This is a genomic window from Thiothrix caldifontis (assembly GCF_900107695.1).
Lineage (GTDB): Bacteria > Pseudomonadota > Gammaproteobacteria > Thiotrichales > Thiotrichaceae > Thiothrix > Thiothrix caldifontis.
Map to the genome: position 1 here is coordinate 45,323 of NZ_FNQP01000014.1, position 24,022 is coordinate 69,344.

Annotated in this window: 20 protein-coding genes; 16 read left to right on the forward strand and 4 right to left on the reverse strand. The window is 47.5% G+C overall.

Going from position 1 to position 24,022, the window contains the following annotated elements; all coding sequences use genetic code 11:
* Positions 1–22 precede the first annotated feature (22 nt).
* The 9 genes from dnaB to BLV87_RS12360 all read left to right on the forward strand — a co-directional run bounded on the left by dnaB (position 23) and on the right by BLV87_RS12360 (position 10,398).
* Positions 23–2,896: a replicative DNA helicase gene (gene dnaB / locus BLV87_RS12320; protein WP_093069108.1), complete on the forward strand. Its 2,874-nt coding sequence runs from the start codon at positions 23–25 to the stop codon at positions 2,894–2,896.
* Positions 2,897–2,922: 26 nt separating this feature from the next.
* Positions 2,923–3,996 carry an alanine racemase gene (gene alr, locus BLV87_RS12325; RefSeq protein WP_093069110.1) on the forward strand — a complete coding sequence of 358 codons (1,074 nt, stop codon included), beginning with the start codon at positions 2,923–2,925 and terminating at the stop codon, positions 3,994–3,996.
* Positions 3,997–4,088: 92 nt separating this feature from the next.
* On the forward strand, positions 4,089–4,784 hold the full coding sequence (locus BLV87_RS12330; RefSeq protein ID WP_093069111.1) for a hypothetical protein: 696 nt from the start codon (positions 4,089–4,091) through the stop codon (positions 4,782–4,784).
* A 67-nt stretch (positions 4,785–4,851) separates the two neighbouring features.
* A complete protein-coding gene (locus BLV87_RS12335; RefSeq protein ID WP_093069113.1) occupies positions 4,852–6,333 on the forward strand; it encodes an ATP-binding protein in 1,482 nt (493 codons plus the stop codon).
* An 11-nt stretch (positions 6,334–6,344) separates the two neighbouring features.
* Entirely contained in the window at positions 6,345–7,034 is a 690-nt protein-coding gene (locus BLV87_RS12340) for a response regulator (protein ID WP_093069114.1), read from the forward strand.
* Between the two features lie 106 nt (positions 7,035–7,140).
* Positions 7,141–7,557 carry a Spy/CpxP family protein refolding chaperone gene (locus BLV87_RS12345; RefSeq protein WP_175517930.1) on the forward strand — a complete coding sequence of 139 codons (417 nt, stop codon included), beginning with the start codon at positions 7,141–7,143 and terminating at the stop codon, positions 7,555–7,557.
* Positions 7,558–7,593: 36 nt separating this feature from the next.
* Positions 7,594–7,944 (forward strand): hypothetical protein, encoded by a 351-nt coding sequence (locus BLV87_RS12350; protein ID WP_093069116.1) that lies wholly within the window; start codon positions 7,594–7,596, stop codon positions 7,942–7,944.
* Positions 7,945–8,301: 357 nt separating this feature from the next.
* The gene (locus BLV87_RS12355) at positions 8,302–9,189 is read left to right on the forward strand and encodes an OmpA family protein (RefSeq protein WP_093069117.1); all 888 of its coding nucleotides are present in this window, start codon (positions 8,302–8,304) and stop codon (positions 9,187–9,189) included.
* Positions 9,190–9,237: 48 nt separating this feature from the next.
* On the forward strand, positions 9,238–10,398 hold the full coding sequence (locus BLV87_RS12360; RefSeq protein ID WP_093069118.1) for a mechanosensitive ion channel: 1,161 nt from the start codon (positions 9,238–9,240) through the stop codon (positions 10,396–10,398).
* Between the two features lie 67 nt (positions 10,399–10,465).
* Here the strand turns inward: BLV87_RS12360 and BLV87_RS12365 are convergent, their stop codons facing one another.
* Together BLV87_RS12365 and BLV87_RS12370 are read right to left on the reverse strand one after the other, a co-directional pair.
* Positions 10,466–11,065 carry a hypothetical protein gene (locus BLV87_RS12365; RefSeq protein ID WP_093069119.1) on the reverse strand — a complete coding sequence of 200 codons (600 nt, stop codon included), beginning with the start codon at positions 11,063–11,065 and terminating at the stop codon, positions 10,466–10,468.
* Entirely contained in the window at positions 11,065–13,566 is a 2,502-nt protein-coding gene (locus tag BLV87_RS12370) for a penicillin-binding protein 1A (RefSeq protein WP_245707020.1), read from the reverse strand. The genes BLV87_RS12365 and BLV87_RS12370 overlap by 1 nt, the downstream gene beginning before the upstream one ends.
* A 245-nt stretch (positions 13,567–13,811) precedes the next feature.
* Here BLV87_RS12370 and pilM point away from each other — a divergent pair, with 245 nt between their 5' ends.
* Genes pilM through aroB form a run of 7 tightly spaced genes read left to right on the forward strand, consistent with a single transcriptional unit; the run spans position 13,812 to position 20,833 of the window.
* Entirely contained in the window at positions 13,812–14,864 is a 1,053-nt protein-coding gene (pilM, locus tag BLV87_RS12375; protein ID WP_093069121.1) for a type IV pilus assembly protein PilM, read from the forward strand.
* Positions 14,864–15,514 (forward strand): PilN domain-containing protein, encoded by a 651-nt coding sequence (locus BLV87_RS12380; RefSeq protein WP_093069122.1) that lies wholly within the window; start codon positions 14,864–14,866, stop codon positions 15,512–15,514. Before pilM ends, BLV87_RS12380 begins: the two co-directional genes overlap by 1 nt.
* Positions 15,511–16,152 (forward strand): type IV pilus inner membrane component PilO, encoded by a 642-nt coding sequence (locus BLV87_RS12385; protein WP_093069125.1) that lies wholly within the window; start codon positions 15,511–15,513, stop codon positions 16,150–16,152. The genes BLV87_RS12380 and BLV87_RS12385 overlap by 4 nt, the downstream gene beginning before the upstream one ends.
* Complete coding sequence (locus tag BLV87_RS12390; protein WP_093069126.1) at positions 16,149–16,706, forward strand: pilus assembly protein PilP; 558 nt, start codon at positions 16,149–16,151, stop codon at positions 16,704–16,706. Before BLV87_RS12385 ends, BLV87_RS12390 begins: the two co-directional genes overlap by 4 nt.
* A gap of 20 nt (positions 16,707–16,726) precedes the next feature.
* Positions 16,727–19,180: a type IV pilus secretin PilQ gene (locus tag BLV87_RS12395; RefSeq protein ID WP_093069128.1), complete on the forward strand. Its 2,454-nt coding sequence runs from the start codon at positions 16,727–16,729 to the stop codon at positions 19,178–19,180.
* A gap of 53 nt (positions 19,181–19,233) precedes the next feature.
* Positions 19,234–19,776, forward strand: coding sequence for a shikimate kinase (locus tag BLV87_RS12400; protein ID WP_093069129.1), 543 nt, complete (start codon positions 19,234–19,236; stop codon positions 19,774–19,776).
* On the forward strand, positions 19,757–20,833 hold the full coding sequence (gene aroB / locus BLV87_RS12405) for a 3-dehydroquinate synthase (RefSeq protein ID WP_093069133.1): 1,077 nt from the start codon (positions 19,757–19,759) through the stop codon (positions 20,831–20,833). The genes BLV87_RS12400 and aroB overlap by 20 nt, the downstream gene beginning before the upstream one ends.
* On the opposite strand, the gene BLV87_RS12410 is transcribed toward aroB, so the two are convergent.
* Together BLV87_RS12410 and BLV87_RS12415 are read right to left on the reverse strand one after the other, a co-directional pair.
* Complete coding sequence (locus BLV87_RS12410; RefSeq protein ID WP_093069134.1) at positions 20,834–22,150, reverse strand: DUF3131 domain-containing protein; 1,317 nt, start codon at positions 22,148–22,150, stop codon at positions 20,834–20,836. It lies immediately after the preceding gene.
* On the reverse strand, positions 22,147–24,015 hold the full coding sequence (locus tag BLV87_RS12415; RefSeq protein WP_093069135.1) for a glycosyltransferase family 2 protein: 1,869 nt from the start codon (positions 24,013–24,015) through the stop codon (positions 22,147–22,149). The genes BLV87_RS12410 and BLV87_RS12415 overlap by 4 nt, the downstream gene beginning before the upstream one ends.
* Between the last annotated feature and the right edge of the window lie 7 nt (positions 24,016–24,022).

Here is a 24,022-nt window from a genome sequence, read left to right on the forward strand (position 1 = left end):
CGATTTTCGTTAAACTGAGCCAATGGCAGACTCATACGAATCACTCAAAATCCCCCCTCACTCTATCGAAGCTGAACAATCTGTATTGGGCGGCTTATTGCTGAGTGGGTTAGCAAACGACAGTACCGCTTGGGATACCATCGCGGATAAAATCACCGAAGGCGATTTTTATCGACAAGACCACCGCCTGATTTTTCGCGCTATTGCCGATTTGGTGGAAGATAATAAACCACTTGATTTGGTCACGGTGTCCGAATGGCTAAAACAACGTAATGAACTGGAAAATGCTGGCGGGTTCGCTTACTTAGCAACCATGGCAAAAGATACCCCCAGTGCAGCCAACATTCGCGCATATGCTGAAATTGTGCGTGAAAAGTCGGTGCTGCGTCAGTTAATCAGCGTAGGAACAGGCATTGCTGATTCCGCCTTCACTGCACAAGGTCGGCCTAGCAAAGAGCTATTGGATGAAGCCGAACAAAAAGTCTTTAAAATCGCCGAGCAAGGAACCAAGCAAGGCCAGGTATTTAAGCCGCTAAAAGGGCTGTTGAAAGTGACGCTGGCGCATATCGAAGAGTTGAGCAAACTTGATAGCAATATCACTGGCGTTTCGACCGGCTATACACAGCTTGATGAAATGACCTCTGGCTTGCAAAAAGGTGACTTAATTATTGTGGCGGGTAGACCGTCCATGGGCAAATGCATTGTTACTGGTAGCCGCGTACTGGATCCGATCACGGGTCGATTGGAGATGATTGATGATTTGGTTGCCCAACAACAAGGCTCGTTGGCGACGCTAAATACACAGTTACGTTTGCAAGTCGCACAACCTTCGCAATATGTTGATGATGGTGTCAAACCTGTTTTCCGGGTACGCACTGCACTTGGACGTGAAATTACTACAACGCTGACGCATCCTTTTCTTACGATTGAAGGTTGGAAACCACTAGCTGAGATCAATGTCGGCAAACGGATTGCCGTACCGCGCATTTTGCCTTTTTTTGGGAAAGGTTCACTATCAGAACAGCGAACCAAACTTATTGCTTATTTCTTAACTGATGGCGGCTTAACACAGAGTTGCCCGCAATTTACCAATATTAACCCTCGAATCCGCCAAGATTTTATTACCGCACTCGATGATTTTCCGGGCGTGCAGTGGCGCTTGGAAGACAGCAAAGGGCAACGCACCCCCAGTATTCGGGTGGCAACCGATACTGCATTCCAACACACAGCAAGGCAGGATTTTGCCGCACGATTCAAACAACGCTTGCAAGAACTTTCTCTAAGTTTAAATGCATTAGCACGACAATTAGGCGTTGCTGTTGCAACGGTACACTATTGGTCAGTAGGTAAAGCCGTGCCTGCTGGGGAGATGTTCGGTGTTTTGTGTCGGGAACTCCAGGTAGAACCATCAGTATTGATGCCACATGGCAGTACTGCAACTACCCGTTCCGCACCAAACCCGATGACGGAATGGTTACAAACGTTGGGCTTGATGGGCAAGAATGCGCATGAGAAACGTATACCTGCGCCTGTTTATGAATTACCGCGTGCATTGATGGCGGTTTTCCTAAACCGAGCATTTGCGTGTGATGGCAGTGTCTATGTCCAAAACGGTATCCAAGCGGGCATTTCCTATAGTACGGTTAGCTATGCATTAGCGCGGGATATGCAGCATTTATTGGTACGTTTTGGCATTCTTGCCAAATTGCGCCATCGGCAAGTGCGGTATCAAGGCGAGTATCGCGCCGCTTATGAATTGCGTATTACACATCAACAACATGTGCGCCAATTTTTAGAAGAAATTGGCGTGTACGGTAAAGAAGAAGCCGTACAAAAAGCCTTGACGGTCAGCCAAGAAAAAACACCTAAAGTCATTTTAGATACGTTGCCAAACGAAACATGGGCAATGGTTGCAGACTGCAAAGGCGAGTTGACTTGGGCAGAATTAGCTCAACGCATGGGGCGTAAGCCCGGACATAATTTCCATGTGGGTAAGCGTGGCATAGGTCGTGAGTTATTGGCAGAAATGGCAGCCGCTTTATCATCCAAGACACTTGCTACGCTTGCCCATAGCGATCTTTACTGGGATGAAATTCAATCCATTGATTATTTAGGTAAACAGCAAGTCTATGATTTAAGCGTACCTGATACGCATAATTTTGTTGCTGATGATGTGCTAGTGCATAACACGACCTTCTCGATGAATATCGCCGAATACGCCGCCGCACACAAAAAACTTCCGACCGCTGTATTCAGCATGGAGATGCCTGCCGAACAGCTTACTTTGCGTCTGCTGTCTTCGATGGGGCGAGTTGACCAACATCGCATTCGGACTGGGAAACTGACTGACGAAGATTGGCCACGCATTGCTACCGCAGTCAAGATTTTCGCTGATGTTCCCATGTTCATTGATGACAGCCCCGCACTTTCCCCGACTGAAGTGCGTGCTCGTGCCCGTCGCCTGATGCGTGAACACGGGCAACTCGGCCTGATTGTATTGGACTACTTGCAATTAATGCAAACAGGTACCAGCTCTGATAACCGTACCGCTGAAATTTCCGAAATCTCCCGTGGTCTCAAGTCTTTGGCAAAAGAACTCGCCGTTCCGGTGATTGCACTGTCACAGCTCAACCGTAGCTTGGAACAGCGCCCAAATAAACGTCCAGTAATGTCAGATTTACGTGAATCGGGAGCAATTGAACAGGATGCTGACTTAATCATCTTTATCTACCGCGATGAAGTCTACAATCCCGAATCCCCCGACAAAGGAACCGCAGAAATTATTATCGCCAAGCAACGTAATGGCCCGATTGGGACTGCGCGTTTAACATTCCTCGGTAAATACACCCGTTTCGAGAATTTTACCCCTGACATTTATACCCCAGGATTTGAATAATTGGCATAAACCGCTACACTGCCCACATGAAACGATCTGCACGCGCCATTATTGATACCGCCGCCCTGCGGCATAACCTTGCCCGCTGCCGCGACGCTGCGCCTAATAGTTTGGCAATGGCAGTGATTAAAGCCAATGCTTACGGGCATAACATGCTTAAAACGGCTGAATCGCTGAGTAATGCCAATGGTTTTGCCGTATCGTGTCTGCAAGAAGCCGTAGAGTTGCGGCAAGCACGCTTTATCCATCCTATTTTAGTATTGCAGGGGTTTAGCAATCTGCAAGGCATGAAAGCCGCCGCAGAACACCGTTTTCGCGTGGTACTTCACGACCTTTCCCAACTTGAACTATTGGATAGTGCGCCGAGTTCGGTCAAATTAGACGTGGCGCTAAAACTCGATACCGGTATGCACCGCTTAGGCTTTCCCGTCGAACAAGCCCCTCACCTGTTCGAGCGTTTAAGTAAGCACCACAATGTCAAACCCACCCCTTGGTTAATGACCCACATGGCATGTGCCGATGAGTTGGATAATCCCAAAACCTCACAACAATTGGAAAGCTTTGCCAAATATACGACTGGCTTGCAAGCACCTCGCAGCGTGGGCAATTCCGCCAGCATCCTAGGGTGGCCGCAGACACATGTGAATTGGGTACGCCCCGGTATTATGCTGTACGGTTCATCACCATTCGTGAACGGTGATGCCAAACGTGACGGTTTGCAAGCCGTCATGACCTTGGTTGCACCACTGATTTCGATTCATACTATCCCCAAAGGTGAGAGCATAGGCTACGGCGCAAGCTGGACATGCCCAGAAGACACCCGCACCGGCGTAGTCGCAATTGGCTATGCAGACGGCTACCCGCGCCATGCGCCTACCGGCACACCTGTCTGGGTCAATGGTAAGCAAACCCGTATTTTAGGGCGGGTGTCGATGGATATGATTGTGATTGATTTAACGGCTATTGAAGCACGGGTGGGGGATCAAGTTGAATTGTGGGGTAAAAACCTTTCAGTTGATCGTGTTGCACAAGCAGCCGGAACCATCAGTTATGAACTCCTTTGCAATGCAGGTAATCTCTGCAAGCATGAATATCTTTAATGAAATAAATCTTTTCTTGCTGCTGATAATTACATAAATATTTGCTATCCTATTTTTTGTTCAAATTAATCTAAATCATGGATGGGCTTAGCATGACAACAGCAAGATACACCGTCAAAGGTGGTCATCGCGAACAAATGAAACGTGAACTGATCGGACTAGTCATTGGTACAACCTTATTGATGACTGGAATGGCCTTCCTCTTTTCTCAAAATATCGGCGCAACAAATAATGACAGTGGTGTGCCGAACGTAACAGCTAGCAAGCCTGATACCACACCACCGACGTCAGAAGTAACGAAACCTGTTGCGACACCAACTTTAGCGGCATTAGACGTCACCCCACACGATACGACCAAAATCATACCTGATGCCGCTCCTGCTCCAGCCATCGCAGAAATCAAAGCAACAGCGTTAAACGTAGCGGAAATCACCCCCAACGCCAAAGCTGATGAGAAAGTTGAAGAAATTACACCCGAAGCTAAGTCTGATGAAACTACTGTTCCCCCTGCTGAGGTGAGTACCGGTTGGATTTATGCCGGACAATTTGCTAACGGCAAATGGTCAGAGGCAGGTTTAAAAATTGGCGCTGAGCTACCGATAAACAGCAAGAAATATGCCTTGAGCTGGGGTGCAACCGTGCGTGAACACCCTCCCCGCAACTCAGGCAGCAACAAACTCGGCAAAACCCTCGGTAATCTTACTACTGGACAAGAAATTGAGATTATCCAAGTCAAAAAATCGGGTAGCAAAGGCCATGTTTGGCTGGAAATTAAATACCCGCAATAGCCAGCTCTGATACGTATGGTGCTAGACTTGCAACTATTCCTAAGTTGCTGTTGTCTACAAACGCATCATGATTTTAAGTATCCGAACCAAACTATTTATTGCCATTTTCTTAGCCTGCCTGCTAATTGCTGGCGGGCTGGCAGGTATGTTGCAATATCGGCTAAACCGCAGTTTCTTAGACTACCTGAATGAACAAGAAAATCGCTCCCTAGGCCAACTGGAAAATCGCTTAGTCGAGGTCTACGAAGTGCGAGGTAGTTGGGAAGAACTCGAACAAAATCCTCAACTGTGGATCTCCATTCTCGATTCTGCTGTGCGCAGCAGTTTTTTACGTATCAACGACAATGAACCGAGGAGAGCACCGCCCCCGCCCCCCATAAGACCGCCTGTTCGCCCTAATCAAGATCCGGCAATGGGTGATATGCCCCCGCCGCGTGCCCACCTTGCACAGCGCATGGAACGTTTCACCGGACGTATAGTGCTATTAGATGCTCAACGTGAAGTCGTCAAAGGCAGCCTTCGCATGGGTATTCCCGACAACTTACTAGAACTCAAATCTGCAAATACAACCATTGGTTATCTCGGCATGTACCCGCGTCAACGGGTGACAGAGAAAGTGGACGTGGACTTTGCCGAACGCCTGCAACGTACTTTGTGGTTAGTGGTACTCTTGCTGGCATTTCCCATGGCTGGCTTACTCTCATTTTTATTGGCACGGCATTTAGGCAAACCCATCCAAGCATTACGTAACGGCACACGCCAACTGACCGATGGGAATTACAGTTTGAGAATGCCTTCCCAAGGGCGTGATGAACTAGGCTTATTGACACGGGATTTCAACCAACTGGCCGAGCGCTTACAACAGAACGAAGCCTCCCGCAAGCAGTGGATTGCCGATATAGCACACGAATTGCGTACCCCCTTAGCCATTTTGCGCGGAGAAATTGAAGCCCTACAAGACGGCATTAATCAACCGGATGTAACCACCTTGGCATCATTGCATCAAGAAGTTAGCCATTTACAGCGTTTAGTCAGCGACCTGTATGACCTTTCCATGTCAGATAGCGGAGCACTCAGTTACCGTAAAGAAACGGTAAATCTCATCACTTTGTTACAGGAAACCCTCGCATTACACAGCACAACATTACAAGAACAAGGCTTACAAATGCAGGCGACAGGGCTACATCAGCACCCCGTATTGATTCAAGGTGACCCACAACGCTTGCAGCAATTATTCAAGAACCTGCTAGAAAACAGCTTACGTTACACCGACAAACCGGGACAATTACAGATCCATACGCAGATACAGGCTGGCTGGGTGGATATTCTGTTTGAAGATTCGTCACCAGATGTGCCTGATGACGCCTTACCACACTTGTTTGAACGCTTATTTCGCGTCGAAAGCTCACGCAATCGCGCAACCGGTGGCGCAGGTATTGGTTTAAGCATTTGCCGCAACATCGTGGATGCTCACGGGGGAACCATTAGTGCAGCGCATTCAGCACTGGGTGGGCTACAAATCCGTATCCACTTGCCCTTGCAACAGTAACGGACAGACGCATGGAACACATCCTGATTGTTGAAGACGAACCCAAAATTGCTGATTTACTGCAAAAATACCTGCAAAATGCCAATTACCATACACACTGGCTAAACACTGGCTTGGGGGTTGGTGAGTGGGTACGCCAAACCCAACCCAACCTTATCTTGCTGGACTTGATGCTACCGGGTAAAGATGGCCTAGAAGTGTGCAAGGAAATTCGTCAATTTTCCCCCATCCCCATCATTATGCTCACCGCACGTGCAGAAGAAATCGACCGTTTACTCGGATTGGAACTTGGCGCAGATGACTACATTTGCAAACCTTTTAGCCCGCGTGAAGTGGTTGCACGTGTGAAAGCGGTGTTGCGGCGCGTACCGCTCATCGCCGCCGATCAAACTCAACATCCTCCCTCCCCTAATGCACGCTTATTGGAACTTGATCGTGATCGTTTACTGGTCAGAGCAGGTGAACATGAAGCGCTCCTGACGCTGGTAGAGTTCGAGTTACTCGCCACCTTAAAACAACAGCCCGGCAGAATCTTCGGTCGTGACCAACTGATGACCAAGGTATACACCGACAACCGTATTGTATCTGACCGTACTATCGACAGTCATATCAAAAAACTACGCAAAAAACTGTCTGAAATCTTGCCGGATCAGGAACTGATTCACTCCGTATACTCGGTTGGCTACAAGTTCGAAGCGTAGATTCCTCTGCACACTTCCTCATTGTTTGCACAATTGCAGCAAATTTCGTGCGCAATCTGCGCGTAGCATGTCCCTCATCAACCAAGTTACACAAGAGGAACACAACATGAAAAAAGCATTAATTGCAACAGCATTGATTGGCGTAATGGGCATGTCCGTTGCACTTGCTGACCACGGTTTCGGTGGTGGCAAAGGCGTTTGCGGCGGCAAAGCAGGGCATGGTGGCTTTGGCGGACGTAGTGCGATGATGGGCGAAATGTTGACTGAAAAGCTGAAGTTAAATGACGCACAAAAAGCTCAACTTGAGACCATCAAACAAGAACAAAGCGCCAAAATGGAAACACTGCGCACCCAAATGCAAGAGCAAATGAAAGCACTGCATACCGAAAACGAAGCTAAAATTGCCGCCATTCTGACACCAGAACAAGCTACAACTTTTAAGCAAATGCAAGATGAACGTCAAAAACGTCAACAAGAGCGCTTAGAATCCGTCAAAAAGCGTCTTGAAAACAACACGTTCTAAACAACTCAAAACAATTAACAATAGGAAACACTACTCATGAAAAAAGCATTAATCATTACTTCGCTGGTTGCCATGTTAGGCGCATCTGCTGTTATGGCTGATTACGGTTTTGGCGGCGGCAAAGGCATGGATCGCATGAAAACATTCCTTGGCTTAAGTGACACGCAAGCCGCACAAGTAGACAGTATCATGCAAGAACAACACGCCAGAATGCAGGCATTACATGATGAAACCAATCAACGTATTCAGGCATTGCTGACACCTGATCAAGCCGCCAAATTCCAACAAATGGAACAGCAACGCGGTGAACGCAAAGGCAATCGCATGGGGGGTGCTCCTCAAGGTAATATGCAACCACCTGCCGCCAATAATTGGGGCAGTTTTTAAGCTGATTTGATTTTCGCGTCTGGTATTATTTGAGTCATATTTCACCTCGCTTAGGGCAGTCTATCGACTGCCCATTTTTTTGCTCCTGAAAAAATTTATTTATTATAATAATTTATAACATAAATTGAATTAAACAAAATTGTTAAAGATTTGATGAATGGTCACGTGCTGCCGATAAAATCAGGTTAAAAAAATCTGTCTATTTGAAAAAGTTGACTAGAATTAGCGTAAAGCATTTCAGAGTAAGCAACAGGGAAGGTGAATAAGTACTTAGGCATAAGTTACTCGGAACTTTGCAATCGTAACCGATTGATTTGTAAGGGGTGGTTTTTCCGAAAAACTTTTGCATGAGTACTTATGTTGGACAATACTTCGGATAATGATGACCTGACACCGATGCAAGAATACATGATTGCCGGTGGGGTAATCCTAATGTTTGGGTTGCTTTATTGGTTTTTGAATCATAGCGAAAGTGACGACACTGCGTTGATGTCCGCTAATACGTCAGCACCTCAAGTGGTAATGATGGCAGCGGAGCAAACACCTGTTGAAACAGCGACGGCAGACATCAATGACGCAAACGTAGTGATGGATTCAACAAAAACTGACAGTGGCAACGCTGCGTTAACCGTTAAATCAGCACAAGAATTGACTCAAAACACCCCAGAACCCGTGCCAAATGTACCTGTAGCACCTGCTCTCATCACCACTACTGCACCCAAAATAGCCACATTGGAAGCTGGCCCTGTTGGCTCCGCGAGTTCCAATACTATCACCAGCACACCAGTCACTCCGGTAGCACCACAACCCACGCTATATACACTTCCTGACGGTCGTCAGATCGACATAGCGCCCAGCCATTTTGGGTTGGCGTTCCGTGATGCGATTGCAAAACGTGAAGTTGATAAGCCGATTATTTTCGACGAAATTAAATTCGATTCTGGCTCTAGCAAACCGAATTATCAATCTACCACGCAAATTCAGCAGGTGGTGGCATTACTGAACGCGCACCCCGACATCAAATTATTGATTCGTGGGCATACCGATGAGGTAGGTGCTGCCAAAGATAATACAGAGCTATCGTTAATTCGCGCCAACGAAGTAGGAGTTGCCTTAGTGCAAGCAGGCATTGACCGCAAACGTTTACGCATTATGGGCATGGGAAGTTCAGAACCCATCAGTATTGATAATACCAATGAGGCACGTGAGCGCAACCGGCGCATTGATGCCTTAATTCTTAAATAATCGAAATAGTTACACAGTAAACCCATTTAATTGACAGGAGTAATCACTATGGATGGACTTTCATCATCTCTCACTAACATATTAGGGGAACTGGCTTCCGGCAAACTAGGACATGCTTTGATTGGCTTGGCAATCTTGATTGTAGGGCTGATTGTGGTCAGCTTTATTGCAGGCTTCATCAAGCGTATGTTGGGAAAAGTAGGTTTCTTGGAACGCACTAAATTAGCTAAGCCACTGGCTTCCTTAATCAAAGCTTTGCTGACCATTTTTGTCTTAATGGCGGTCTTACAGCACTTTGGGTTAACGGATGTGTTAGCACCGCTGAAAACCATGCTGAATAAGTTCCTGGCAGCTATCCCCAATATTATCGGTGCAGGTGTCATTGGTTATGCTGGCTGGGTCATTGCAAAGATTGTTTCAGAACTAACCGCCGTTGCACTTGGTAAAGTTGATCGTCAATTGGCCCTTAAAATGGGTGACCAAAGCACGCAAGGCATGAAGATCTCCAAAATTGGCAGTTCTTTCATTTTTGCTGCCATCTTAATCCCTATCGCGGTAAGCGCCTTAGGGGTATTAAATATTCCTTCCATTACTCAACCTGCTTCTGACATGCTGAATAAGCTACTAGCGGCTATTCCAAATATTATTGGTGCAGGTATTATCCTAGCGGTAACCTATTTTGTTGCTAAGTTTGTGGTATCCATGCTAACCAGTGTCTTGGATGGCATCAATATCAACGGTATGCCACAAAAATTGGGGTTGACCGGCGTCTTTAATGACTCATTCACACCGACTAAATTAGTTAGCAATGTCATTATGTTCTTTGCCATGTTGACGGCTGCGACGGCAGCAGTGAATACCTTGGGTATTGAAATCATTTCCAATATCTTTGCAAAAGTGTTGGAGTTTGGTGGCGGTATTCTGGTCGGGGGCGTTATTCTGCTGGTTGGTTATTTCCTAAGTACTTTGGCGTATAACAAACTGAGTCAATATGGCAGTTCTGGCATCGCCAGCATTGCCCGTTTCGCTATTTTAGGCTTGGTGTTGGCAATGGGGCTGCGGGCAATGGGATTGGCAGATAATATCGTGAATATGGCATTTGGTTTCACGTTGGGTGCAGTAGCGATTGCAGCAGCTTTAGCCTTTGGTTTAGGCGGGCGTGAAGCCGCTAAACGCATTGCCAATGGCTGGGCTGACAAAATCAAGTAATGCTGATTGGGTTAATGCCCATAATACCCAAAATAAAGGGGAGTGTATGACACATTCCCCTTTTCTATCACGCTAATAATGCCGCTACTTTCTTTCGATCTGCTCGCTTCATTGCTTTCCCTGTAACCGGGCTAATCGGCGTACTCGCAAATCGGTCATCATGTGGGAATACCATCAATTCCACCTCCACATCATCCACGTAAAAGCGTAGCAACGGAAAATATTCCTGCTTTTTATTCCCTAAACGCGTGCGACGTTCGTGAACCTGGAATGGAATATGCTGATCTTCTAGAAAAAACATCACCTCTTCTACGCCATCGGCTGATAAATACAGGGTCACAGCGGAGTGTGGGCTAGACGTTCCTTCTAAAGCTGCTCCCGTCAAATAGGGGTTGTAGGCTTGCAGGAAATCCATGGCTTCTAAGGCAACCTCACGGTGATGCCGCAACACAGCAGGTTGAGTATCTGCATCGAATAACTGAATGCGCTGGTGAATCGCTGCCTCGATTTCTTCATTGGTAGGCTGAGCGCTACCATGTGCTGAAACCCCCAGTTGCTCGGCTGCCCGCAACTTAGCCAAACGATAGTCACGCATCCCCTCCTCATAAATCAGACGGGCTGCTTCCTCTGCTACCCAATGGCGTACTTCATCGCGGGTATTACGCATCAGAACAATTGCTCAGGAATTTCGACCCGTTCAGGTGTACGTTGTGGTGCTGGTGCTCGTGGTGCTGAGCCACTGGTCGGAGCTACCTGACGTGGTGCAATATCTCGCTCGCTTTTGTACTGAAAGCCAACCCCTGAATTTTCCGCACGAGCAGTACTGCGACGGCGCGGTTTATCTTCAGTATTCAGATCTAAATCAGCCTCTTTAAGATCAACTGGCTTTTCCCATTCTTTAGACGGCTCACCTTTAAGCACACGATGCATAAAATCAATCCACATGGGCAAAGCCACATTAGTAGCAGTTTCACCCTCGCCTAATTTAGACATATCATCGAAACCAACCCAAGCAACAGTTACCACATTAGGGGAAAAACCACAGAACCATGCATCTTTTTGATCATTCGTTGTACCGGTTTTACCCGCAATATCTTTACGATTTAAGCTACGCCCCGCACGGGCGGCAGTGCCAGACTGGGTAACATCTTGCATCATGCTAACAATCTGATAATGCGTTCTATTGTCCAGAATACGTTTAGCCGCAGGGTAAGCCCCATTCTCACCGATTTTCGGACGCTCAACCGCCGCAGTCTCCCAAATGGGTTTATCCGATGCTACAGAATCCACGCTTTTCTTATCCGACTTATCCGCGCCTGCTGTGTTTTTACCATCCTTGCCTTCATAAGCATCGGCTGGCTGATCAGTCTGCTTTTCAATAACACACACATCTGTCTCACCCGCACAAACCCTAGGCGAGGTCTCTTCAAACAACACTTTATGATTACGGTCTTCAATCTTGGTAATAAAGTAACTATCGACTTTGTAACCACCATTCGCAAACACGGCATAAGCCGTCGCCATTTCCATCGGCGTCGTCATGGCTGTTCCCAGCGCAAGGGTTAAATTAGGCGGCAAATTTTCTCTGGGAAACCCAAACTCGGTGGCAAAATCAATCGCGTAATTCACGCCAATGCTACGCAATAAACGGATCGAAACCAGATTACGGGATTTCGACAATGCCTCCCGCAAAGTCGTAGGGCCGATGTACCTCCCCCCAAAGTTTTCTGGCTTCCATGTACTGCCCGGAATATCAATTGGTGCATCATTCACAATACTGGCTGGCGTGAAACCTTTCGCCAAAGCAGCCGCATACACAATAGGTTTAAAACTAGAACCGGGTTGACGCATGGCTTGCGTAGCACGGTTGAATTTAGAATGTTGGAAATCAAATCCGCCCATGACAGCACGTACCGCACCATCACTAGGATCCAATGAGACTAAAGCCCCCCCTACCGTCGGCACTTGGGAAAGCACCCACGTATTTTTTTCTTTATCGGTCTGACGAACCCGAACCACATCCCCAGCCTTCAACACATCACTGACACGTTTAGGTGCAGCCCCTCGACGGTCTTCGCTTTTGAATTCACGCGCCCATTTGACGGCTTCGAATGTCAAGGTCACGCGAGTTTCACCCACCAATAACTCCGCCGCGCTAGCATCTGCTGTTAACACCAATGCAGGATACAACTCCCCTAATACGGGGTAGGAAGAGAGCTTGTCACGCATCTCATCTTCTGTTTTCAAATCACTGAGCACGAGTTTGTCTTCTGGCCCACGATAACCGTGGCGTTGGTCATACGCTAACAATGATTTACGTAATGACTCGGCGGCTTCTTTCTGAATGTCGGAATTTAGTGTGGTGTAGACATGGTAACCTTGGGTATACGCATTTTCTTCACCAAAGCGTTTTACAATATCAGCGCGTACCATTTCAGCCAGATAAGGCGCATCAGCATCAAGCTCTGTTTTATGCCGTTTAGCGGTATTCGGTTCATTTAACGCGGTCTGATATTCAAGTGGAGTAATGTGCTGCAACTCCAGCATCCGCTTGAGAATGTAATTGCGGCGGATCATGGCACGCTCAGGGTTGGCCAATGGGTTATAACGCGAAGGTGCTTTAGGCAAACCCGCAATCATGGCACTTTGTGCTAACGTCAACTCATCTAAAGTTTTGCCGTAATACGTTTCCGCAGCAGAAGCAATACCATAAGCCCGGTTACCTAAGTAAATTTTGTTAAGGTACAGCTCAAGAATTTGGCTTTTACTCAGCGTCTGTTCCATTTTAATGGCTAATAAGGTCTCCTTGAGCTTACGCTCAAGATTTTTCCCAGAATCTAGGAAGGAGTTTCGCGCCAGTTGCATAGTAATCGTGCTCGCCCCCTGACTAGCGGAACCCGTCGATGCCACACTACGCAGCGCACGTAGCACGCCTTTTATGTCAACCCCTTGGTGGTCGTAAAATCGAGCATCCTCAATATCTAAAAAGGCCAACTTCAACTTTTCGGGTACGTCTCCCAGCTTAACAGGACGACTACGATGTTCGCCGTATTCCGCCAACAATTCACCATCACGGGTATAGATACGCAAAGGCACTTGGATGTCGATCTTGCGTAACTCTGCCTCATCGGGTAACTGGGGGGAATAGTGGGAATATAGGGCAAACAATCCCAACGCCCCTAATGTAAGGAGCGCAAAAAAAGCACCTAAAACAAGCTGAAAAAACTTATAGATGAACCGCATGACTACATTGGACTTTTATTCATTTACGCACGGCTCCCGTTTATCTGAAAGCACGCCACCCAAGACGGGCAGAGTAGACTATTTTGGGATTCGACGCTACCATTGACTTGAAAATAATTAAAAGACACGTCACACAACGTTTAATAATAACAATAACTTCGGAATTGCCTGTGTTTTCAATATATCCTCGTAAAGAAAGCTTACTCGGTCTGGACATCAGCTCTTCCGCCATAAAACTGGTGGAAATGACCCGCAAGGGACGTGACTACCGAATCGAAAGTTACTCCGTCGCCCCCCTGCCGGAGGGTGTCGCCAATGAAAAAGACATTGTGGAACCGGAACCAGTGGGAGAAGCCATCCGCAAAGCTTTGCGTGATAGCCGTTCCAAACTGAAGCATTGTGCCTTGGCCATTCCCACCTCCATGGCGATTAGCAAAATCATTGCCATGCCAGCCTCTATTCCTCAAGCGGAGTTGGAAGCACAAATGTCAATGGAGGCCGAGCAACACATCCCCTACCCTATGAACGAGGTCAATTACGACTTTGAAATTCTAGGCCCTTCCGCCAATTCACCAGAAACAGTCGACGTATTGTTAGCGGCAACACGCTCTGAAAATGTCGAAGTTCGGGTAGCGGCTGCCGAAATGGCTGGCCTAACCGTGGATATTGTCGATACAGAAACCCACGCGCTGGAAAAAGTGCTGCGCCATTTAACCAACGAATTAGAGCAAAACGACTCGTTAGCCATTGTCGATTTTGGCGCAACCATGACCGGCATTAGTGTATTCGAGCGTAGCCGCCTAACGTTTTCTCGCGAACAAACTTTCGGCGGGCGACAATTAACCGAAGAAATCATGCACCGCTATGGCCTCACTTGGCAGGAAGCAGGCTTAGCAAAAAAAGAAGGCAACTTACCGGAAAACTACGTTTCAGAAGTGTTAGAACCCTTCAAAGACAGCATGGTACGCCAATTACACCGTTTCCTTCAGTTTTATTACGCGTCCAGTCAGAGAGACAGTGTATCGCAAATTCTCATTTGCGGCGGCTGCGCTCGCATTCCCGGTGTCGATGAACAAATCCAGTCCACTATCGGGATTCCGGTAAGGGTCATAAACCCTTTCACACGGGTTGCCCTAGGCTCACGTGTCAGTCCGGTTAGATTTACCAATGACATGCAAGCCTTGCTTATTGCAGCCGGTCTATCACTGCGAGGGTTAGAATAATGGCTGGTCTAAACCTCCTGCCTTGGCGGGAAAAAGCGCGTGAAGAAAAGAAAAAGCAGTTTTTCACTCTTGTAGGAGGCAGTGCAGCACTAGCCGCTGGGATTGTCTTTGGCGCACACCAATACATGCAATACGCTATCGGTTATCAAGAGCAACGCAACCAATTTTTGAGCACTGAAATTGCTGAGCTGGATAAACAAATCAAGGAAATTGAGGCACTAGATGCCACCCGACAAGCCTTATTAGATAGAATGCAAGTGATTGAAGACCTGCAAAGTACCCGCCCGGCGATCGTGCACCTATTTGATGAAATGGTAAATGCGCTTCCCAAGGGCATGTACTTACTCCATCTGAAGCAAGAAGCCACCAAGGTACAACTTGAAGGTAAAGCAGAGTCCTATGCACGTGTTTCCAGCTACATGAACCGCTTGGATGCCTCTCCTTGGTTAAGTTCATCTAACTTAAATGTCATTTCCACTCAAAAAGATGCAACCGATGAGGAAATGGTACTGCGTGACTTTAAATTGGATGTCACCCAATTGCTACGTCAAACTCAGGAGGATGCTAACGCCGACAAAACCACACTACAAAAGGGTAGCACGCCTCCCAACGTGAAAAAGCCCGCTAAAACGCAGGAGGATGGCAAATGAATCTACATGAGTTGAATAATTTAGCGGACGATCCTGGTAGTGTCTCTTGGTCAATCAAGTCAGTAGCGCTCGTCCTCATCATGCTGATTATTTTGTTATTGGGCTACCAACTCATCATCGTTGATGAGCTAGATGCACTGACGAATGTAGAAACCAAGGAGCAGCAATTACGCGCTGATTTGGAAACCAAGCAAAAACGTGCCAGCCAGCTTCCACAATACAAAGCTCAAATGGAAGAAATGCAACGTTCTTTCAGTATTTTATTACGTCAACTACCTAGTGATACTGAAATCCCCGGATTGATTCTGGATATTTCTGAAAAAGGCTTATCTAATGGTCTGGAATTAGAGAGATTTGAGCCACAAAATGAAGTGCAAATGGAGTTTTATGCCGAGAAGCCCATCAAAATCATCGCCAAAGGTTCATACCGTGAACTAGCGACCTTTGTCAGTGATATTTCTGGCCTGTCGCGTATTGTGACCATCAACAATATCGACCTCAAGCCAGAAGAGAACAGCGGACGGCTGCGTTTAGAAGCCACACTCAAAACCTATCGCTACTTAGAAGAGGATAGCGGCGATGCTCCGACTAAAGCGAACGACAAAGTAGCCAGCAGCAATAAGGGGAAAAAAGGATGAAACTGATTGCCCCCCATTTCCTCACACACAGCGTAAAGTTATTGGTAGGTTTGAGCTTGTTAGCATCCCTAACAGCCTGTAACAATGACATGAGTGATTTGGAACAATACGTACAAAATGTTAAAGAAAAACCGGCCAGCCCCATTGACCCGATTCCCGAAATCAAACCCTATGTGCGTTTCATTTACCCTGGACACGAATTGGATCCGTTTGACTCCAAGATTCTTGCACCCGATACCGTGGCAGACCCCGGCAATGCCATTATGCCAGACCCAACTCGAGTACCCGAATTTCTGGAAAGCTTCCCTCTGGATAGCCTACGCATGGTGGGTACGCTCAACCAGAATGGCGCATTGTGGGCGCTTATTCGCATTCCAGATGGTGCTATTCACCGCGCCCGCCTAGGCAATTACCTCGGTAAAAATCACGGCAAGATCAATAAAGTTGAAGAAACCAAAGTGATTGTTCAGGAAATTGTGGAAAATGGTTTTGGTGGTTTCAAAGAACGGGAAAATGCCATCGCCCTCTCTGACCTTAAAGATGTAAAAAAATAATACACAGGACTAGCAACAAAATGAAAACAATAAAGCAAAGTGTTGCTTTGGCAATTCTCATGGCCTGCACCCCTGCCAGCAGCTTGGTTTTAGCAGCCGATAAGCAACTGCAAAATATTACAGCACATGCAGCAGGGAATAAGACAGAAATCCAATTGCAATTCAGCTCCCCAGTAGAATTGCCAAAAGGTTTTCTCATGGAAAATCCTTCACGGCTAGTCTTTGATTTTCCCGCTACCGAAGTTGCGCCCAATACCCGCAGCAAAGCGATTAATTTAGGGCAAGTGCAAACCATTGATGCTGCGAATAACAAAGGCAAAGCACGGGTAGTCGTGCATTTAAATGGGTTGGTTGACCATACCGTCGAATCACGTGGTAACACTGTTGTCATGTTGTTTGACAATGCAGGTAACAAACATGATCAAAAAACACCTGCGCCAACGATGCAACGTAGTGGTAAAGCAGCTCCTGATAGCCTTACCCCGCCCACCTTTGAGATCCCACCGCAACCACAAACGCCTGCGAAATCTCCTACCGTGGAGACGCAAAATCTTGCGTCTCTACCGCCAGCCAACAAAGCTTTGCCGTTGCCAGAATTGCCTATTCCTCAGGCATTACCAACCGATTACGCATGGTATACACCACCCAATACAACAGCACCGGTAACAACTCCCGCACCCGCGCCAGTCAATAAAACCGTAGTCACTGCCCCCAAACCGGCAACGGCTCCTGTTGTAGCCAAACCAGTAATGGCAAAGGCTCCAACGGCTGCGCCATTACCACCTGTTCAAGCCCCTACACTGGTTAATGCTGCGTCACAATTGCAAGGTGTTGACTTCCGGCGTGAACCTGACGGTGGCGGACGTGTCATCATTAACCTACCCTCAGCCAATACCCAAGTTAGCGACAGTAAAAGCGGCAACACCATCACCGTTACATTAGCTGATGTTGATGTCCCCAGCGATCTGCAAAAGCGCATGGATGTCATGGATTTTGGTACGCCCGTCAGCGGTATTGACGTAACACAACGTAATGACGGTGCTCGCATTCGCATTGCTAATCACGAAGGGTTTGAACACCGCATCAAGCGTAATGGCAATGAGTACATCGTTTACATCGACAAACTCAAAGTGTCAGCAGAGGAAAAATTAGCTGGAGAGCAGAAAAAGAAAAACTTTACAGGTGAAAAACTCTCGCTCAACTTCCAAGACATCGAAGTACGTGCCGTCTTGCAATTGCTAGCCGACTTCACCGACAAAAACATCGTGGTCAGCGACACCGTGGCAGGAAATATTACTGTACGCCTCAAAGACGTACCTTGGGATCAGGCCCTCGACATCGTACTCGAATCCAAAAACCTAGCGATGCGCGAAAACGGCAATGTCATTTGGGTCGCCCCCGCCGCAGAACTGACCGCAAAAGAACAGCAGGAACTACAATCCATTAAGGCGAAGCAAGAGCTAGAACCTTTGGTGACAGAATACATTGCCATCAACTTTGCCAAAGCCACTGAACTTTCTGCTTTAATCGAAAAATCTCAAGGTGAAGATAAACAATCGCTGTTATCTCCACGCGGCAAAGTATCGGTAGATGAACGCACCAACACACTACTCGTACAAGACACTGCCACTCAGGTAAAAGCCATCCGCGATTTGGTTAAAGCACTGGACGTTCCAGTGGAACAAGTTCTGATCGAATCACGTATTGTGATTGCCAACGATACTTTTGGCAAAGAACTAGGCGCACGCTTTGGCGTTACGCCAACATGGATTAATAAAGATACCATCGGGATCGGCACAGGCCACCTCGGCTCCGGTACCGATGACTATTGGGAAAGTGCCACCAAAGCGCTTGCCGATACAACGGGTGAAAGCACCATCACCATTCCCGGTCTCAGTGACCGTCTCAGTGTCAACTTACCGGTGACAGGTGCTATCGGCAGCTATGGCTTCTCAATTCTCAGCAAAGACTTCTTGGTTGACCTAGAACTTTCCGCCTCACAAGCGGAAAGTAAAAGTGAAACCATCTCCAGCCCACGGGTTATTACTTCCAACCAGACCAAAGCACTCATCGAACAAGGTGTGGAAATTCCTTACTTGCAAGCATCTTCCAGTGGTGCTGCTAACGTCGCGTTCAAAAAAGCTGTACTCAGCCTCGAAGTCACGCCACAAATCACCCCGGATGAGCATATTTCAATGGACTTGAAAGTCAATCAGGATACTGTTGGTCAAATTTTCTCTGGTGTGCCTAGCATCAACACCCGCGAAGTCCAAACCAAAGTGTTGGTAGAAAATGGTCAAACGGTAGTACTCGGTGGTGTCCATGAAGAAGAAAGCCTCAGCGGCACAACCAAGGTTCCAGTCTTGGGTGATGTACCCGTGTTAGGGCGATTGTTCCGCACCGACAATAACAGCAACAAGAATCGTGAACTGCTAATCTTCGTCACCCCGAAAATTGTGGATGGTAAATCGTAACCTTACCTCACAAGCTGCTTGATTCCCGCGCTCAGTGCTGGCATAAATCCCACATGCAGAACAGTATCATTCTGGTGGGATTGATGGGCGCGGGAAAATCCACCATAGGTAGACAACTTGCGCGAAAACTTAACTTAACGTTCTACGACTCTGACAAGGTGATCGAGGAACGTACTGGCGTCAGTATCCCCACCATCTTTGAAGTTGAAGGGGAGGCTGGCTTTCGTGAGCGCGAGGAACAAGTCATCGCCGATCTCACCACCTTGCCCAACATCTTACTAGCTACCGGTGGCGGTAGCATTCTGCGCGAAACCAACCGACAGCGAATCAAGGAAGCAGGGTGCGTTATTTACCTGAAAGCCTCCGCCGACCAACTTTTTCAACGCATCAAGCAGGATCGTAGCCGCCCCTTGATGCAAACCGAAAACCCATTGCAAACCTTACGCAACTTGCTAAAAGCCCGCGAGCCTTATTATCTGGAAGTCGCCGATCTGGTTGTGCCAACAGGCAAACAGAAAGTGAACGTCATCCTGCGCGAAATTCATACTAAACTCAAACAACTACAGGATGTTGCCCATGCAAACTCTCCATCTTGACCTTGGCGACCGCAGCTACCCAATTCACATTGGGCAGGGTTTACTGCAACAAGCCGAGCTGATCACACCCCATATTCGTGGCAAAAGTGCTGTCGTCGTGTCCAACAGCACGGTTGCGCCGCTGTATTTGGAAACCACACAGCGCTTACTGAGCGGCCTGAAACACTCCGCCGTGATTTTACCCGATGGTGAAGAATACAAAAATCTCGATGTTCTCAACCAGATTTACACGCACCTGCTAGAACACAAAGCTGACCGCAAAACCACACTGATTGCGTTAGGTGGCGGTGTCGTGGGTGATATGACTGGCTATGCCGCAGCCAGCTATCAACGTGGGGTCAATTTCATTCAGATTCCCACCACTTTACTGGCAATGGTTGATTCTTCAGTTGGTGGCAAAACGGGAGTCAATCACCCACTAGGCAAGAACATGATCGGTGCATTCCACCAACCGCAATGCGTGCTGATCGACACCGATAGCTTGAATACCTTGGCAGATCGCGAACTCAGCGCAGGGATAGCTGAAGTAGTAAAATACGGTCTGATTCGTGATCCAGCATTCCTGCAATGGCTGGATGCCAATATGGATAAATTGCTATCACGTGACCCCGCAGCCCTCACCTATGCGATTTTCCGCTCCTGCGAACACAAAGCAGAAGTCGTGGCAGCCGATGAGCGCGAATCAGGGCAACGCGCCCTGCTAAATTTAGGGCATACTTTCGGGCACGCGATTGAAGCCGCAATGGGTTATGGCAACTGGTTACACGGTGAAGCGGTAGCGACTGGCATGGTGATGGCAGCCGAACTTTCACAGCAAATGGGCTGGTTATCACTGGATGACGTGGCTTACACGCGCCACATCCTGCAACGTGCGAATTTGCCAGTTGATCCTCCCCCGCAAATGACGGGTGAAGATTTCACCCGTTATATGTCTGTCGACAAAAAAGTGTTAGACGGCACATTGCGGCTGGTGCTCATGAAATCACTGGGTGAGGCCATCGTCACGGCTGATTTTGATACTGCCGCCCTCAAATGGGTATTGAACCGGGGAAAGTAATTATTTCCCCAATCTCATTAGCTTACCGTCCTGCTTATACGCCAGCGCTTCCAAAATAATGCCGTTGGTGTTAGCAGTGATGGCTTTGTTAGGTTCGCCACTCATCTCGTATAAACCGGAATACCAACCCCGTTCCGGGTCAGCCAGTGTGGCAGCTTTGGTGACTAACTTCTGGGTATAATCGGTTTCATACAGTGCGTGCCAACCAAAAGCTGCCTTAGTACTCAAGGTTTTGAACTGACTGGCATCTTCACCTTTCTCACTAATGGCATTCCACACCTTGCCATCAGTGAACACCGTGTTGTACACAAAGTAGGGTGGTTGATCAATGTTGTCTTCAGAAACCGCAGTAAGGATTCCTGTATCGGCAAAACGCTTTTCCTGCGCTTTATACACTCGCCATGCTAATTCCTGCGAGAGGTGATCCCAACCAAATTCCACACCATCAAGAATGTAAGGCTCACTCACTACGTAGTTGTGTGCCTGGTATTGCAATGGATCACGACTATCAGTGGCAACCTGAATCCCATAAATGTCCACAAACTTGAGAAAATCGGTGTAGCGTAGCGAACTAGACACATCAAGTCCCATCAGATTAAACGACTTGGCCGCATACTCCTCATATCCCAAACGCCCCTCTTGAAGGTACAAAGTTTCACCGGCATCAGTAACCGCTGCACCTTGTAACACCCCTTTTACTAACATGGGTGACGTATCCCACTTACCTAATACCTGTTTAACCGCATTTGTATGCTGTGGGTAATGCCATGTCAGCACATTGAACGGCACAAGAATCCGCCCAATGTCGATTGCTGACCAACCAATTCCTGTTTTGCTAGGCAGATTGTTGTAATCGACCATCTGCAACGAAATCGTATTGTAAGACTTATTGGGTAATTTTCCCTCAAATAAAGGCATCTGTACCAGTGAATCCAACGCTTTGAAAATACGTGCATCAAACTCCGTTTGGTCAATAATCCCCAAACGTTGCGCCGCAATCACAGCCATTAGATAAGATGAGGTATCCCACAAAGTGGATGCATTATAGTTATCAACCGAATTCACCAAGCCGGTCTCTGCAATAGTGTTATTTTGAAAATATTTCCACGCAATTTTCGCCCATTCTATTTCCTGCGCAGTGAGTGGACGAGTCGGGGCAATTTTCACATCAGTACTCGCCTCAATTACCGCTTCCGGTGTATTTGCATTGCCCATACTAACACCTTCCAACCACCCCACTAAACCAAATGCTGTCACTAAACCCGTTAGAAAAATCAGGTGGCTGCGGGCGCGAACCAAGCCTTCCTTAAAACTCATGCTGTCACCTCGTTATTATTATAAGTTGGAGAACCATGGACTTCAGCAACGGTTGCTTCATGCTCTGGCTGCCAAAATGCTGCCAGTACAATTCCACTCAAGGCGATCACATTATTCAGCCCCCAAAAAATATTTACCAAAATTCCACCCAGCGAATAATCTTGATTGCCTAAAACAAAATATTGTACGGAGGCATACGTTACGCCCACTACGGTCAACACAATCACCGCAAACTGTGGCAATACCAGATGGAAAAAATTGCCTTCTTGCCGATCTTTGGGTGTCACCGGGAATTTAATTTTTTCGCCTTTCAGCACTGTCCAAATCGCCTGTAAATTAACGGGGAAAAACGACAAATAGCTCGCTTTGGAACGGTAGCCCGCAATCCCCCATGTCCCCACCATAAAGGCTAATTCCATCGCAATCAAAAATGGCAAAATATGTAAGAAAAAATCACCGGTATACGCACTCACTGGGGCAATGCCACTGAATAAGTAAATCAGCGGTGCAATCAAAAACATCATATTCCAAATACCGCCAAGATATGACCACGCGGTTGCACCATACATCAAACGTTGCGCCCAACTCATACCCTTGCGGGTCATTGGGTTGTCGTGCATGACAATATCCAAAGTACCGCCTGCGTATTTAAAACGTTGGATCGTCCAGCTCAGCAAATCTTGTGGTGACAACATTTTGGATTCTACAGTGGGGTGCAGCACCGATTTCCAGTGTCGCTCCTCATCCGAATGCAGCACAATGGAGGTGTAAATATCTTCGGAAACGTGAAACCGGTAAGGCGTAAACTCCTCCTCACCTGCTACTTGGTGACGCATTTCCTGCACCAAGCCGCTATCGAGTTCTTGCCCACCCATGAGTTTCTGCAATTTTTTGGATTGCTTGCCTACCTGCTTTTCAATAGTATCAGAATAAGTTTTGAGCGCAGCTTCCATCACGGCTTCGCGGCGGTGAATCGAACCAGCACCGCAACAAAACGACGCATTTGCCCAGTTACGCCGTCGTTGGATAATGTCGTAAAACATTTTCGGCTCATTCACGAAGGGGTCTTCACCCACCCGCACCTCACCAATCACAGCCTCCACACCTTTACCCAACCAACGTCCAGGCACTTTCAAATACTTATACAACGCGTCGGGTAAACGCTTGCCTTCAGGCAAGTCAAAAAACCATTGCGGCGTTTGCACCCACGCCACATCGGGGTCACGAAAATAACCCAATGTATGTTCCAAAATAGTCGGAAATGGGCGGGTATCCGCATCACAAATCACAATGAAATCGCCATGCGTTTGCTCCATAGCATTGCGCAAATTGCCCGCTTTGAAACCAATATTGCTGCTACGGGTGAGGTAGCCAACGCCCTCTTCTTCAGCAACTTGGCGCATTTCTGGGCGCTTGCCATCATCCAGTACAAAAATGTTCAATTCAATGGTATGCGGATAGGTAACTTTTTGGGCATCGCGAATACTCAGCCGTACTAATTCGACTTCTTCATTGTAAGTAGGGAAAAACACATCGACCTTGATCGGGCGGTCAGTAGCATACTCTGGGCGCACGACTTCACTGAGTTTCGCAGGCGGAGGCAATTGCTCATAATCTTGCACTTTCCACAAATTGAACACAAACAAGCCCAAACCAACATACGACGCTGTTTCCGCAAACGCGAGGGGAATGGCATACCATAAGGCATCCGGGTTGAGTGATTCCGTCCAGCGCCACCATAAGTACCACGCCCCCAAGGTCATAGCGATGACGGCTAGGAACTGCCAAATACTTTCCGTTACTGCCGAATATTGCAACGGCGGTTCGGGTTTACGGTCTTCAAACTTGTCGAAATAGAATCCCATAACTGTG